The following is a 12,391-nucleotide window of genomic DNA, read 5'->3' as shown; positions in this document are numbered from 1 at the left end:
GATCGCGGGCGGTCTCGCTCAGGCGACCGCCTTCGGGCGTGCCATACAGCAACACACAGGCCGAAGCCGCCGCGCCACGCCCCACCCGGCCGCGCAACTGGTGCAACTGAGACAGGCCAAAGCGCTCGGCGTGCTCAATCACCATCAGCGAGGCATTGGGCACATCCACCCCCACCTCGATCACCGTGGTGCTGACCAGCACACCCATCACACTGGCGGTGAAGAGTTCCATCACCGCTTTCTTTTCGGCCACGGGCATGCGCGAATGCAGCAAGCCCACCATCACCCCCGGCAGCGCCTCGCTCAGGTCGGCATGGGTCTCGGTGGCGTTGGTCAGGTCCAGCGCTTCGCTTTCTTCAATCAGCGGGCAGACCCAATACACCTGCCGGCCCTGTTGCAGCTGCGCGCCAATGCGCTCGACCACCTCGTGGCGGCGGTGGTCAGACACCACCCGGGTCACGATGGGCGTGCGGCCCGGGGGCAGCTCGTCAATGACCGAGACATCCAGATCGGCGTAATAGCTCATGGCCAGCGTGCGTGGAATCGGCGTGGCCGTCATCATCAGCATGTGCGGCTCCATGCCGGGGGCCTGCATCTTGCCGCGCAAGGCCAGGCGCTGGGCCACGCCAAAGCGGTGCTGCTCGTCAATGACCGCCAGCCCCAAGCACTTGAACTTGACGTGCTCTTGAATCACCGCATGCGTGCCCACCACCAACGCCGCCTCCCCCGATTCAATCAACGCCAGCATGGTGGCGCGCTCTTTCTTCTTTTGGCTGCCAATCAGCCAGGCCACCTTCACGCCCAGCGGCTCCAGCCAGCCCACCAGTTTTGCAAAATGCTGCGTGGCCAAAATCTCGGTCGGGGCCATCAAGGCGCATTGCCAGCCCGCGTCAATCGCCACCATGGCCGCCAGCGCCGCGACCACCGTTTTGCCCGCGCCCACATCGCCTTGCAGCAGGCGGTGCATGGGCACCGGGCGGCTCAGGTCTTGGGCAATTTCGCGGCCCACGCGCTGCTGGGCCTTCGTCAAGGCAAAAGGCAGAGCGGCCAGCAGTTGGTCGTGCAGAGCACCGCGCTTCATCTTCAAGGCCGGGGCGCGCAACAAATCGCGCTCGCGTTTGGCGGTGAGCTGCGACAACTGCTGCGCCAGCAACTCCTCGCATTTGAGGCGAACCCAGGCCGGGTGGCTGCGGTCCTCCAAAGCGGCCAGCGACACATCGGGCGTGGGGTGGTGCAAAAACTGCAGCGCATCGCGCAGCGACCAAGCGCCACGCGGATCGGGCCAAGGCACGCCCGGGGGCAGGGTTTCGCTCAAATCAGCATGGTTCAAGCCGGTGATCACGGCGCGGCGCAAATAGGCTTGAGCCAGCCCCGCCACGGTCGGGTACACCGGCGTCAGCGCCTCGGCCAGGTTGCCGCCTGCGGCCTTGAATGTGGGGTGCATCATGGTCAGCCCCATGAAGCCGCCCTTCACCTCGCCCCGCGCCCGGATGCGGTTGCCCACCGCCAGCGCCTTTTGGTGCGAGGGGTAAAAGCTGAAAAACCGCATCACGCAGGTGTCCGAGCCATCGTCTACGGTGACCAGCAGCTGCCTGCGCGGGCGCTGCGTGATCTCGCAGGCCGTCACGGTGGCCTCGATCTGCGCCGTGTCACCCTCACGCGCATCGCGCAGCTTCACGATGCGGGTCTCGTCCTCGTAACGCAGCGGCAAGTGCAGCGCCAGATCAATGTCGCGCTTGAGGCCAAGCTTGATCAGCGCCTTTTGCGGGGCGCTGAGCGTTTTGGCGGCAGGCGAGAGGGCTTTGTCGGGCATGGCCTGATTGTGCCGTGTGTGACCCGACGTGACACAGCGCAACGCATCCAGACAGGCGGTCTGGCAGAGTTTTTCAATTTTTTCGCCAAGCCGCATGTGCACTGAACGCCGCGGCCGTCATTTCGATATCGGCCCGAGGAATGTGGGCCTGGTGGGCGACATCGCGCCAAGTGCCCACGACATCCATCACCTCGTCCACGATGAACCGCCCTTGCGCGGCCGTCAAGCCATAAAACGCGGCAGTGCTCAACGCGGTGCGCAAGTCAGGACGATTGTCCCTATCGTCAATGTTCAGCACATGCTCGGCTTTGTCGATGTTCGGGTTGACATCAAATGCGGGTGCCAGTCGCCAGCCCGTTGAGCTCAGCACAAAGCCATGATTGCGCAAATGGTCGTCCCGATTGCCTACTGCCACATTAAAAACCACGCGCCTGAACAGCTGAGCCAGATCTGATTGAACAGTCGCTGCATCGCCACTGGCCCGCAGAAACTGCGCCAGTTCCAGATAACTGCAGCCCTCGCTTTGGTCCTTTCGCAGCAGCGTCATGGCCGACGCATAAAACCGCCGCTGACCACCGTCACGGTCGAAGCGCTGCACACAAAAAGTATGAAACTCACCACCCAAGCGCAACAGCTTTGCAGCAGGGACATCGATGCCTGCACGTTGGGCCATTTGATGCGTGGCGAACTCCCAAGCCCCGACATCACGGTCATCGTCACGCGCCGGGAATTTGCCGATCCAAAGAGAACCGTCCAGCTCTGTGAAGTTGGCCTTGGGACGGGCACCCCCCAATGAAGCACCCGCTGCCACCAGAACGGTTAACCATTTGCGCAAAGCATCGAGATCGTCAATGCGCTTTTGAGTCAGTTGCCAAGCCACCAGCTCCAGTTCGCGCAGCGTGGTCACGGGTGGCGCTGCAAAAGCATCGTTGTCCAAAAACGCTTGCGTGCCGGATGGGCGAAACCGCAACGCCCCCTGCCGCGTGACATCCTGCACGCCGATCAGGAAATCCCAGGCATAAAGTGTTTTGGCTGGGCGCTTTTGATCCTTGGCTTGCAAGGCCTCGCGCCGTTTCATCAGCGTCTGTCCCCAGCGGTCGGGGGATGAGTCGAGAAACACGCCAAAGTTACCCAGCTCAGGCTTGGGGAAAAACGGGTGCGCGTCCAAAGACAAATCGGAGTCCAGCGCAAAAGCCCTCGGGTCGTTCAGCCAAGCTTTGTCGTAATGAAAGCGAATCTGCCCTCGGTCATGCGCCAGATGGCCCACCAGACAAGCGGGCCCCAAATCGCAGTCCAACCAGACCTCTAGCCCATCGAATTGCCCCGTCATGGCATCACCTCAGAAGTGCTGTCGACGGTCATTGTTGACTGCACGTTTGCCCGGCGCTGGCGTCGCTCTGCAGGCGATGGGGCCAAGGCCAAATCCTGCAGTTTGCGCCCCACCTTGTCGTCGGCGGCCAAGGCGTTGAAATCGGCCTGAAGGCCCAGCACCGCCAGCACACGCAGATAAGTGCCCAAGGTGGCACCCGCATCGCCGGCTTCGACCTTGTAAACCGAAGTGCGCGACATGCCTGCCCGCTGCGCCACCACGGCCGTACTCAGTTTGCGGCGCAAACGGGCCAACCGCAGGCGCTCGCCCAAGGCGATGAGCAGCGTTTGCTCTTGTGGGAAAACAATGGGTGGTTTGCTCGACATTTCGCCATTATGGACAAAAATAACTGATATTGTCCATTTTGAACTAGATTCGAGCCACGCTGCAACTTCAGCGAAGGCAACGCGCTGCGGGTGGGGATTATCGATATTTGATCGATAAAAGCCATCATGTCGTCAAAATGCTGTTTTAGCGACATGATAGGGTTGACGTGTACTCGTCAAGAACATGACGGCGCTCTCATGTACGAAAAATTGAATTATTGCGACACGCTTACTTGACGTGTTGCTCTTGAGAACATATTCTTCGAACATGTTTCAATAATTGATTTTCAAGTACATGTACGACATCGAAACCGTTTGGCAGCCAGACCGGGCGCATAACCAGTTACCGACACTGCCTCCGGGGAATGACCTGGAAAGCAAAGTTGTGCTGCGTGCCTGCATTGCGGCCCGCGCTGCATTGGCCGAGTTGAAACAAGCCGCCGAGCTGATCCCCAACCAAACGATGCTTATCAACACCATTCCGCTGTTGGAAGCCAAAGACAGCTCGGAAATCGAGAACATCGTCACCACCACCGACCAGCTGTTCCAACACGTGGATGGTGATGGGCAAGCGGATCACGCCACCAAAGAAGCCTTGCGTTACCGAACCGCACTGCACCATGGCTATCGGTCACTCCAATCCAGGCCACTGTGCACGGCCACTGCGGTCGAGGTGTGTCGCACCCTCAAAGGTGCAGACATGGACATCCGGCGAACATCCGGCACCCAACTGGCCAACGACCGGACGGGAGAGGTGATCTACACACCGCCGGAAGGGGAAGACCGGTTGCGGACCCTGCTGGCCAACTGGGAACGGTTTCTGCACAACGAAACCGAACTGGACCCATTGATACGAATGGCCGTTGGGCATTACCAATTTGAAGCCATTCACCCCTTCACGGATGGCAACGGGCGCACAGGCCGTGTCATCAACATCCTGTTTCTGATCCAGCAAGAGCTGCTGAACCTGCCCATCCTCTATTTGAGTCGGCACATCATCGCGAACAAAGCCGACTATTACCGCCTTTTGCTGGAAGTCACGCGCGACCAGGCTTGGGAGCCGTGGGTCTTGTTCATGCTCAAGGCGGTGGAAGAAACATCGCGATGGACCACCGGAAAGATCGCGGCCATCCGGCAGTTGGCCGAGCACACCACCGAACACGTACGGCTGAGCTTGCCCAAAATCTACAGCCGCGAGCTGGTGGATGTGATCTTTGAGCAGCCCTACTGCCGAATTGGCAACCTCGTGGACAAGCAGATCGGGCAACGGCAAGCTGCATCGCGGTATTTGAAAGAGCTCGTGGCCTTGGGCGTGCTGCGCGAGATGAGCTATGGGAAAGAAAAGCTCTTCATTCACCCCAAACTGATGCAATTGCTCAGTCGGGACAGCAACGAGTTTCAGTTTTATGAAACTTTCTGAACCCGGCGTACCGCCTGATGGCTTTCATCCGGTTCGAAAAGCAGATCTTGTACATCAAGGCAGTAATGACCCACCGGGAATACGACAAAGGAGCATGGAAATCATGAATGCAGCCATCAACGTGAAGCACCTGCTCCTAATTTGGGAGCAGTTCCGTGCCGCAACCGACATCACTCCCATCCGGGATGAAGCGCATTACGCGCGCATGACCGAGATGCTCGAAGCCCTGCTGGATGAAACCCAAGGCGAAGAAAAGCATCCCGCGATGGGCTTGGTCGACATCGTGGGCGATCTGATCGAGGACTATGAATCCAAGCAACACCCTCTACCCGACGTCACGGGTGTGCAAGCTCTGAAATTCCTGATGGAACAACACGGACTGAAGCAAAGCGAGCTGACCGAGATCGGCAGTCAGGGTGTCGTGTCCGAAATCCTGACGGGTAAGCGCGAACTCAACATTCGCCAAGTGCGAGCGCTCAGCGAACGGTTTGGCGTTTCCGCCGCGACCTTTGTGTGAAGGGCGTGGAACTCGGGCACCGCGACACGCCATGAAGGCGAAACGAAAACTTTGGAGGCTATGAGAGACACCCACATGCCAGCCAAAAGGTGAACGCCATGAAGGACGAATACGATTTTTCTAATGCACAGTGTGGCAAGTTTTACAAGCCTGATTTGCGCCTGATTCCGCCTGTGCGCCTTGACCCGCAGGTGTTGGACTTCCTTGTCAATGCAGTCGTGTTGGTGGCCGTGCAATGGGTGTGAGCAGCGCTAACAAAGTGGCCTATATGAAATTTAAGGGCTTAGCCGCATCTGCTGAACGGCCCTTATTTCATAGTCGTCAATCAGCTTTTTGAAGTGCTTGTAAATTTCTGCCATCTTCACATTCAGCTGGATGCTGGCAAAACCTTCATCATTTTTGTCCAGAGGGATCACGCCGGTGACCACGCTCTTGAAGTGCTCGGGGTCTTTGTTTCGGATGGGTTGATAACGATCGATGCATGCAAAGATGTCGTCAAGGGTATAGCCGTGGTCTCTGGTGAGGACCATCAAATCGTAGAGGTCACGAGACTTCACGCGGTCATAGACAACGATGCTTTTCATGGAAAGCAGCCCATCGATGCCCAGCACATCAAAGCCTCCCTCTGAAACCTTCACCTTGGGCGCTGACTTCAGGTGCGCAATCTGCGCTTTGGGCCGATCGCTCTCGTTGCGTGAATGAAACGTGACCTTGGCGCCGTCAATCAGGTAGTCCTGAATGTAGTGATCCAGGTTTTCTGAGGTGTTGATTTTGAAGCCCAGCTTTTGTTCAGGTGTGATCAGGCTTTCAATCGTGCAGCCACCTTCAGCCAGCTCATCCAACAGTCCATCAAGGGCTTTGAAGGGCAATTTCTGGCCAAAGATATTGAAGTCCAGGTCTTCGCTGACCCGGTGTCCGATTTGCAATGCCAGTGCAGTGCCACCGACCAGCGTAAAGCCCGCCAGTCTGGGGTCGTTTTGGAGGCGAGCGAAATTCTTCTGAGTCGCCTCTGGCATGAATTCCAGTTTGAGCTTATGCATTCGCTTGCTCCTGTGCTGTTCGCAAGCCTTTGCTGATGTTGCCCAGCATTCGGGTCACACTGGCGCGGGTCTCGGGTTCATATGCGCGCCGCTTGAACACGCGTTGGACCTTGGGGACGCCGTAGTAAAAGCACAACCTAGCCACATCTTCGAACTTGTGCTTTTCAAGTACCTTGCCGATCAACACATCGTCTTTGATGTTGGGGTTTGACCAGTCATAAGCGCCCGATAAACCGATCTTGACGGACTTGCGTGGCGCGTTGGCTTGTGAAATGACAGTGCGCAGCCACGCCGGGACCAGCGCTGCGTAGTTATCCATTTCCCCTTCTGCCCAGTCACCCGTGGCACGCTGGATGTCAAGTGTTGTGAGGTCTTTGATGCCCCGGGTCCACAGTTCCAGCAAGACCCTGCCCTTGGGGCTGGCAGCAAGCTGGACTTTCCTTTGACTCATGCGGCGAAATTGCACGGTGTGCCCAGCGGCTTTGACCGTGCGCGTCAGGCCAGAAGTGGGCACCACCAGCAGATCATCTGCTCCTCCGGCTGGCGCAAGCCCTACTTGCTCCCCCGTCTTTTGAGCCAATGCATGGGCAATGGTTTGTGCGTCCACAACTTGGCCTGCTGTGACATACAGACCTCTGGCGACCCGTTCGATGATCCCTGCGCTCATCATCCGAAAGAGCGCTTGGTCCACGGCTGCGCGAGTCCCTACCGACAAAAAGTCTGCACTTGAGAAGACCGCCCCCAGAGGTTTGTCTGCCATGGCTTGCTTGATCATTTCAGATGTGCGCATGTCAGAAATTATTAACGTTTTTCAGCCAATGTCAATATTTTATCGCTGGCCATCGACCAACTGGCTAGGTCTGCTGACTCTGAAAATGGGCTCCCGTCAAGAGCACTTTGCCTTGTCTGCCAGCTTGTGCCGAGTGCGCGATGGCTTCTAGAACGTCGCTCAATTCATAAACTTTTTCTACATTCATGCGCAGCACGTTTTGCGCGGCCAACGCCATCAAGGCGGGGTAGACGGTCTTGGCCTTTTGGCGGTTGTCGGGGTTGCTGAACCAGTTGGCCAGCCAGAAGCCTTGAACATGGACATTCCGAAAAATCAGGTCGTGCGCAGAAATGCTGCACGGATCACCGCTCAGCAGGCCATAAAGAACCAAGCGGCCTTGCGGACTCAAGCTGGCGGCCAATGCCCGAGAGGCTTTTCCACCAATCGCGTCCAGGCCCAGCACGACAGGTTCACCCTGGGTTATTTGGCGCACGCTTTCCTGAAGTACATCAGGGTCTTGGCCGTCATCCACCAGCCAGTGACCGCCTTCTTCAGCAGCCACCGCCTCTGGCCTGCGCACGACATTGATCAACGGGATGCCCAAGTGCAACGCCAACTGCCGAGTGCATTGACCCACAGCCGAATTGGCGGCATTTTGAATGACCCATTGACCGGGCTGGAGGGTGACTTGGTGCTGCAGGAGCACCCAAGCCGTTGCCGGGTTGGCAGCCAGCATGGCTTGTTGCAGCACAGGGGCATGGGATGGCACCGGGACCAGTGAGCGCCTTTGAACCACTAGTTCGTCGGACCAGACACCGAATACGCCGATGGGCAGCACCCGTTCGCCGGCTTGCAAGTCCGCGACTTCGTTGCCCGTTTCGAGCACCACAGCAACCCCCTCATGGCCGGGCACGTAGGGCAGCTCGGGTTGATGGCCATACTGCCCATCCATTTGCAGCAGGTCAGCCGGGAGAATATTCATGGCCAGCATGCCAATGCGCACTTGCGTTGGCGCAAGGGGCGCGCGCTCATTCTCGCGAATGCGAATGCGCTCTGCCAACGGTCTGCCCGGCGATGTGCTGATGACCTCAATGGCATGGGGCAGGGGTGTTTCAGGGGATGGTTGGCGCATGGCTTGTGCGTTTTCTATCGGGCTTGAGAGTCGATGGGGCAGCGTCAAGTGGCTGTCGAGGCGGCTTCAGGGCTTGAGGGGCGCTGGTGGCTCTGCAATCGTGCGCTTGCGACTGACCACATCGTCCATCAGGGGTTGTGCCATGGGGTCGACCATGCAGTCGCAAAAAAGGGTGCGTTCTGCAGCCAGCCCGTCTGCATGACTCCAACGCGGGGCGTTCCTGACCAGTTTTTTGATGTTGGCACAGGCTCTGAACGGGACGGCCTCTATCTGGCTTGCAAGTCGCAGGGCTTCGGCCATCACGTCGTCGGTGCACGCGGAGACCAATCCCGCCGAAAGCAGCTCTTGGGGGCTGAACACCTTGGCGGTCAGCAGATTGAAAAGTGCGGGGCCAGTCCCAATCAGCGAGGCCATGGCTTGTGTGCCGCCTGCGCCAGGCAGCAGCCCCAAGTTCAGTTCGGGCAGTCCCAGTTGGTAATCGCCATTTTGTGCCAGTCGAATGTCACACCCTAGGGCCAGTTCAAAGCCACCGCCCATGGCGGTCCCGTTGAGGGCTGCAATGAAAATCAGGGGGCTGTTTTCGATGCGCTCGATGCAGTGGTGAATGACGCTTTTCGGGACAGGGCGCGCCACAGAAAACGATTTGCCGCGTTCAATCATGGCTTGGGAGCGTTTTTGAAGGATGGCCACGTCGTAATGCCGAACGAACATGCCGGGCTCTGCCCCTGTGATCACCACCACGCGTCCATCTTTCCAGGCCTCCAGCGTGTCCAGCGCTTGGGTCAGTTCGGACTCCATCGCCTCGTCCATGAAACCGTGAGGCGGGTTGAATAGACGCACGATGGCAGTGGTGCCTTGTTGGGTCAAGGACAGGCGTGAGCCTGTCCAGTCTGCTTGAGGGGTTTGCATGCAGGGGCTCCAGTCGAAATCAACAGGGATTCAAAAGTCTTGGCAATGGTGCTGATTGAGCTAAAAAATGTTTGTGACTGCTGCCAACCAACCACTTGTTTGGTCAATTTCATTCTGCTAAGCTTACCAGCATGAATGAGTTAATCAATACCGCAGTGGTGACCGGTGGCGCATCGGGTCTTGGCCAAGCGTTGGTGAGCAAGTTGAGCGCCAACGGTGTGAAGGTGACTGTTTTGGATCGGCATGACGGCCCCCGCCATGCATCCGTCCGGTATGTGATGTGTGATGTCACTTCGGAAGCTGAAGTGAAGAAGGCCTTGAGCGAGTCGGCCGAACAATTTGGGGCCGCTCGGTTGATCGTGAACTGCGCGGGTGTCGGCAAAAACGCCCGATTGCTTGGACGCAAGGGCGTTCACACCCTGGAGCTCTTTCGCGAAGTCATGGAGGTGAATGTGCTGGGCACATTCAATGTGCTGCGCCTGGCGGCCGAACAGTTGATCGACCTGCCTTTGACGGAAAACGGCCAAAGGGGCGTGATCATCAACATTTCCTCAATCGCCGCATTTGATGGGCAGATCGGGCAGGCGGCATATTCCGCTTCGAAGGCGGCGGTCGCTGGCATGACCTTGCCACTGGCCAGAGAGCTGGGAAAGCACGCCATACGCGTGGTCACCATTTGCCCCGGCGTTTTCATGACGCCCATGGTGGAGGCCCATGTCTCGCAGGATGTGCTCGATGGCTTGTTGCAAAACGCAGCGTGGCCCCAGCGCCCGGGCAAGCCAGAAGAGTTTGCAGACTTTGTCATGGCTGTTGCGGCCAACCCCATGGTCAATGGGGAAACCATTCGACTCGATGGCGGTCTCCGGATGCCCCCGCTATGAATCCAGCAGCGGCAGGCTTGACCGAATTGGCCGTGGTGAATTGGTCCATTCAGGGGGCCAACGTTCTGGTCGCTGAACTCAGGGGCTTGGATGGCGCTGAGCTTCCCAACTGGGAAGCCGGGGCGCACATCGACATCCAGGCGACCGATCGCATGGGGCATGAGGTGGTCAGGCAGTATTCCTTGTGCAGCCGCCACGGCGAGAAGCATTGGCGCATTGCGGTGTTGGGTGATGCCCATGGCAGTGGTGCATCGCTGAATCTTCAAAACGACATCAAGGCCGGACAAACGCTGCAAGCGCGTGGTCCACGCAACCTGTTTGCTTTGCCATCAGATGACCACCCGGTGGTGTTGGTTGCAGGCGGGATTGGTATCACCCCCATCTTGGCCATGGCCGAGACGCTCAGTGCGCAAAAAAGAAAATTTCGTCTTCACTACCATGCCCGAAGCCATGAGCGGGCAGCTTTCGTTGAGGAGCTCAAGTCCTCAAGCTACGCCAGCAACGTGACTTTTTCATTTGATGATGAGAACTCCTCAGGCATTGCACAAATTTTCTCTGATGCAGATGCGCATGCATGGCTTTATACCTGTGGCCCGGCAGGCTTCATGAATGCGGTGATGGGTGCTGCCAAAGCGGCAGGTGTGCAAGACACCAAAATGAGAAAAGAACTTTTTGGCGGATCGACAGAGCCAATTTCAGGAGGATCTGTAACTATGGATCAGGCATTCACCATCAAAATTCAATCAACGGGTGCCATGGTGGAGGTGCCCGTGGGCCAGACGGCAGTTCAGGCACTTGCAGCGGCGGGCATTGAGGTGCTGGTTTCTTGTGAACAGGGCCATTGCGGATCTTGTTTGACGCCGGTTTTGGAGGGCACGCCAGACCACCGTGATCAATTCATGTTGCCCGAAGAGCATGAAAAAAATGACGCTTTCACGCCCTGTTGCTCTCGTTCCTTAACCCGTTGTTTGGTGCTGGACCTATGACTGAACCCCTTGTCTATGATCCGTCCAACGAGGCGATCAGAACCAATCCCTTTCCTTTCTACGAGGCCTTGCAGGAAAGGGATCCGGTGCACTGGAGCCCGGCGATCAAGAGCTGGATCATCACGCGTTACGACGATGTCCGGCAGGTGGCCATGTCGTCCAACATGTCGTCGGATCGCTTGCGGCCTTTTTACGAGGCCTTGAAAGACGAGCGGCGCGACATTCTGTCTGGGGTGATGCGTTACCTCAATGAGTGGCTGGTGTTCAAGGCGCCGCCAGAACACACACGGCTTCGAAAGATGATGAATGTGGTGTTCTCGCTGCAGCTGATCCAGTCGCGAGAAGTCGCTATCCAAAAGACGGTGGCGCAATTGATGGAAAACATGGACCCATCGCGTGAGGTGGATTTCATGGAGAAAGTTGCCGTGCTGCTGCCCGCTTACGTCATTTTGGACATGATGGGTTTGCCGCGTGAAGACTTTGCTGAAATCAAGCAATGGTCTGACGATTTGCGTTTGTTCATTGGCACATCGCGCACAGAAGAAGACAAGTACAGAAAAGCCAGAGATGGTGCCGATCGCATGTCTTCTTATTTCCGTGACGTGATTGCACAAAGGCGCGCCTCTCCCGGCGACGATGTCATCACGGCCATGGTGAACGCCAAGGATGCGAATGGTGCGTTGAGCGAGGATGAGTTAGTGGCCATGTGCATGCTCGTGTTGTTTGGGGGGCATGAAACAACGACCAGCTTGCTGGGCAGTGCCGTGGTGGCACTGATTGAGCACCCGGAACAAAAGCAAAAACTGCATGATGAGCCCGCGCTGATTGATGCTGCCGTTGAAGAGTTTCTGCGCTACGACGGGCCCAGCAACAGCATTGCGCGCGTGGCTGCGGTAGATCATGAGTTGCATGGCAAAAAATTGGTGGCCGGTGACCGTGTGTTTGCAATGATCAATGCCGCCAACAGAGACCCGCGTCGATTTGATCGGCCGCATGAGTTGATTCTGGACCGCAGCCCCAATCGGCATTTGACCTTTGGGCAAGGCCTGCATTTTTGTCTTGGTGCGCCTTTGGCCAGGCTCGAGGCCAAGGTGTGCATCGGATCACTGGTGGCCCAATACCCTGCCATGCGTTTTGGCCAAGGCGAAGTGAAGTGGTTGGATGCCTTGGTGATGCGTGGCCCCACGCAGTTGCCCTTGGTGCTCAGTTAAACCGGTTTGATCTTTGGA

At 57.6% G+C, this 12,391-nt stretch carries 14 protein-coding genes; 7 read left to right on the top strand and 7 right to left on the bottom strand.

All coding sequences use genetic code 11. From position 1 onward, the window contains the following. The 3 genes from recG to Q0O99_RS03690 all read right to left on the bottom strand — a co-directional run. Positions 1 to 1,813: ATP-dependent DNA helicase RecG (recG, locus tag Q0O99_RS03700; RefSeq protein ID WP_293748669.1), on the bottom strand; the 1,813-nt coding region annotated here is incomplete at its 3' end. A gap of 73 nt (positions 1,814 to 1,886) precedes the next feature. Then, positions 1,887 to 3,143: a type II toxin-antitoxin system HipA family toxin gene (locus Q0O99_RS03695; protein WP_293748667.1), complete on the bottom strand. Its 1,257-nt coding sequence runs from the start codon at positions 3,141 to 3,143 to the stop codon at positions 1,887 to 1,889. Further along, positions 3,140 to 3,508 (bottom strand): helix-turn-helix transcriptional regulator, encoded by a 369-nt coding sequence (locus tag Q0O99_RS03690; protein ID WP_293748665.1) that lies wholly within the window; start codon positions 3,506 to 3,508, stop codon positions 3,140 to 3,142. The genes Q0O99_RS03695 and Q0O99_RS03690 overlap by 4 nt, the downstream gene beginning before the upstream one ends. A 295-nt stretch (positions 3,509 to 3,803) precedes the next feature. On the opposite strand from Q0O99_RS03690, the gene fic reads away from it, so the two are divergent. The 4 genes from fic to Q0O99_RS03675 all read left to right on the top strand — a co-directional run bounded on the left by fic (position 3,804) and on the right by Q0O99_RS03675 (position 5,690). Next, positions 3,804 to 4,928 carry a protein adenylyltransferase Fic gene (gene fic, locus Q0O99_RS03685; RefSeq protein WP_293748663.1) on the top strand — a complete coding sequence of 375 codons (1,125 nt, stop codon included), beginning with the start codon at positions 3,804 to 3,806 and terminating at the stop codon, positions 4,926 to 4,928. Positions 4,929 to 4,945: 17 nt separating this feature from the next. Beyond that, a complete protein-coding gene (locus tag Q0O99_RS17510) occupies positions 4,946 to 5,035 on the top strand; it encodes a type II toxin-antitoxin system HigB family toxin (RefSeq protein ID WP_367185171.1) in 90 nt (29 codons plus the stop codon). Next, positions 5,032 to 5,445 (top strand): helix-turn-helix domain-containing protein, encoded by a 414-nt coding sequence (locus Q0O99_RS03680; RefSeq protein WP_293748661.1) that lies wholly within the window; start codon positions 5,032 to 5,034, stop codon positions 5,443 to 5,445. The genes Q0O99_RS17510 and Q0O99_RS03680 overlap by 4 nt, the downstream gene beginning before the upstream one ends. A gap of 98 nt (positions 5,446 to 5,543) precedes the next feature. Further along, positions 5,544 to 5,690, top strand: coding sequence for a hypothetical protein (locus Q0O99_RS03675; protein WP_293748659.1), 147 nt, complete (start codon positions 5,544 to 5,546; stop codon positions 5,688 to 5,690). A 30-nt stretch (positions 5,691 to 5,720) separates the two neighbouring features. On the opposite strand, the gene Q0O99_RS03670 is transcribed toward Q0O99_RS03675, so the two are convergent. The 4 genes from Q0O99_RS03670 to Q0O99_RS03655 form a co-directional block, all read right to left on the bottom strand. Then, complete coding sequence (locus Q0O99_RS03670) at positions 5,721 to 6,485, bottom strand: nucleotidyl transferase AbiEii/AbiGii toxin family protein (protein ID WP_293748657.1); 765 nt, start codon at positions 6,483 to 6,485, stop codon at positions 5,721 to 5,723. Further along, positions 6,478 to 7,275, bottom strand: a complete 798-nt coding sequence (locus tag Q0O99_RS03665; RefSeq protein ID WP_293748655.1) for a hypothetical protein — start codon at positions 7,273 to 7,275, stop codon at positions 6,478 to 6,480. The genes Q0O99_RS03670 and Q0O99_RS03665 overlap by 8 nt, the downstream gene beginning before the upstream one ends. 64 nt (positions 7,276 to 7,339) lie before the next feature. After that, on the bottom strand, positions 7,340 to 8,386 hold the full coding sequence (locus Q0O99_RS03660) for a zinc-dependent alcohol dehydrogenase family protein (protein ID WP_293748653.1): 1,047 nt from the start codon (positions 8,384 to 8,386) through the stop codon (positions 7,340 to 7,342). Positions 8,387 to 8,452: 66 nt separating this feature from the next. Then, positions 8,453 to 9,295: an enoyl-CoA hydratase/isomerase family protein gene (locus Q0O99_RS03655; protein ID WP_293748651.1), complete on the bottom strand. Its 843-nt coding sequence runs from the start codon at positions 9,293 to 9,295 to the stop codon at positions 8,453 to 8,455. 131 nt (positions 9,296 to 9,426) lie between these two features. On the opposite strand from Q0O99_RS03655, the gene Q0O99_RS03650 reads away from it, so the two are divergent. The 3 genes from Q0O99_RS03650 to Q0O99_RS03640 all read left to right on the top strand — a co-directional run bounded on the left by Q0O99_RS03650 (position 9,427) and on the right by Q0O99_RS03640 (position 12,373). Beyond that, entirely contained in the window at positions 9,427 to 10,176 is a 750-nt protein-coding gene (locus Q0O99_RS03650) for an SDR family NAD(P)-dependent oxidoreductase (protein WP_293748649.1), read from the top strand. An 86-nt stretch (positions 10,177 to 10,262) separates the two neighbouring features. Next, entirely contained in the window at positions 10,263 to 11,162 is a 900-nt protein-coding gene (locus Q0O99_RS03645) for a PDR/VanB family oxidoreductase (RefSeq protein WP_293748647.1), read from the top strand. Further along, positions 11,159 to 12,373 carry a cytochrome P450 gene (locus Q0O99_RS03640; RefSeq protein ID WP_293748645.1) on the top strand — a complete coding sequence of 405 codons (1,215 nt, stop codon included), beginning with the start codon at positions 11,159 to 11,161 and terminating at the stop codon, positions 12,371 to 12,373. The genes Q0O99_RS03645 and Q0O99_RS03640 overlap by 4 nt, the downstream gene beginning before the upstream one ends. Positions 12,374 to 12,391 lie beyond the last annotated feature (18 nt).

The sequence above is a fragment of the Limnohabitans sp. Rim8 genome, from assembly GCF_945901735.1.
In the GTDB taxonomy this organism is placed as follows: Bacteria; Pseudomonadota; Gammaproteobacteria; order Burkholderiales; family Burkholderiaceae_C; genus Limnohabitans_A.
The sequence above is the reverse complement of the archived record's forward strand: the minus strand, read 5'-3'. Positions and strand labels throughout refer to the sequence as shown.

Excerpts from the sequence above, each read along its gene's own strand:
- Q0O99_RS03695 (WP_293748667.1), bottom strand. The coding sequence starts at position 3,143 with ATGACGGGGCAATTCGATGGGCTAGAGGTCTGGTTGGACTGCGATTTG.
- Q0O99_RS03690 (WP_293748665.1), bottom strand. The coding sequence starts at position 3,508 with ATGTCGAGCAAACCACCCATTGTTTTCCCACAAGAGCAAACGCTGCTC.
- fic (WP_293748663.1), top strand. The coding sequence starts at position 3,804 with ATGTACGACATCGAAACCGTTTGGCAGCCAGACCGGGCGCATAACCAG.
- Q0O99_RS17510 (WP_367185171.1), top strand. The coding sequence starts at position 4,946 with ATGGCTTTCATCCGGTTCGAAAAGCAGATCTTGTACATCAAGGCAGTA.
- Q0O99_RS03680 (WP_293748661.1), top strand. The coding sequence starts at position 5,032 with ATGAATGCAGCCATCAACGTGAAGCACCTGCTCCTAATTTGGGAGCAG.
- Q0O99_RS03675 (WP_293748659.1), top strand. The coding sequence starts at position 5,544 with ATGAAGGACGAATACGATTTTTCTAATGCACAGTGTGGCAAGTTTTAC.
- Q0O99_RS03670 (WP_293748657.1), bottom strand. The coding sequence starts at position 6,485 with ATGCATAAGCTCAAACTGGAATTCATGCCAGAGGCGACTCAGAAGAAT.
- Q0O99_RS03665 (WP_293748655.1), bottom strand. The coding sequence starts at position 7,275 with ATGCGCACATCTGAAATGATCAAGCAAGCCATGGCAGACAAACCTCTG.
- Q0O99_RS03660 (WP_293748653.1), bottom strand. The coding sequence starts at position 8,386 with ATGCGCCAACCATCCCCTGAAACACCCCTGCCCCATGCCATTGAGGTC.
- Q0O99_RS03655 (WP_293748651.1), bottom strand. The coding sequence starts at position 9,295 with ATGCAAACCCCTCAAGCAGACTGGACAGGCTCACGCCTGTCCTTGACC.
- Q0O99_RS03650 (WP_293748649.1), top strand. The coding sequence starts at position 9,427 with ATGAATGAGTTAATCAATACCGCAGTGGTGACCGGTGGCGCATCGGGT.
- Q0O99_RS03640 (WP_293748645.1), top strand. The coding sequence starts at position 11,159 with ATGACTGAACCCCTTGTCTATGATCCGTCCAACGAGGCGATCAGAACC.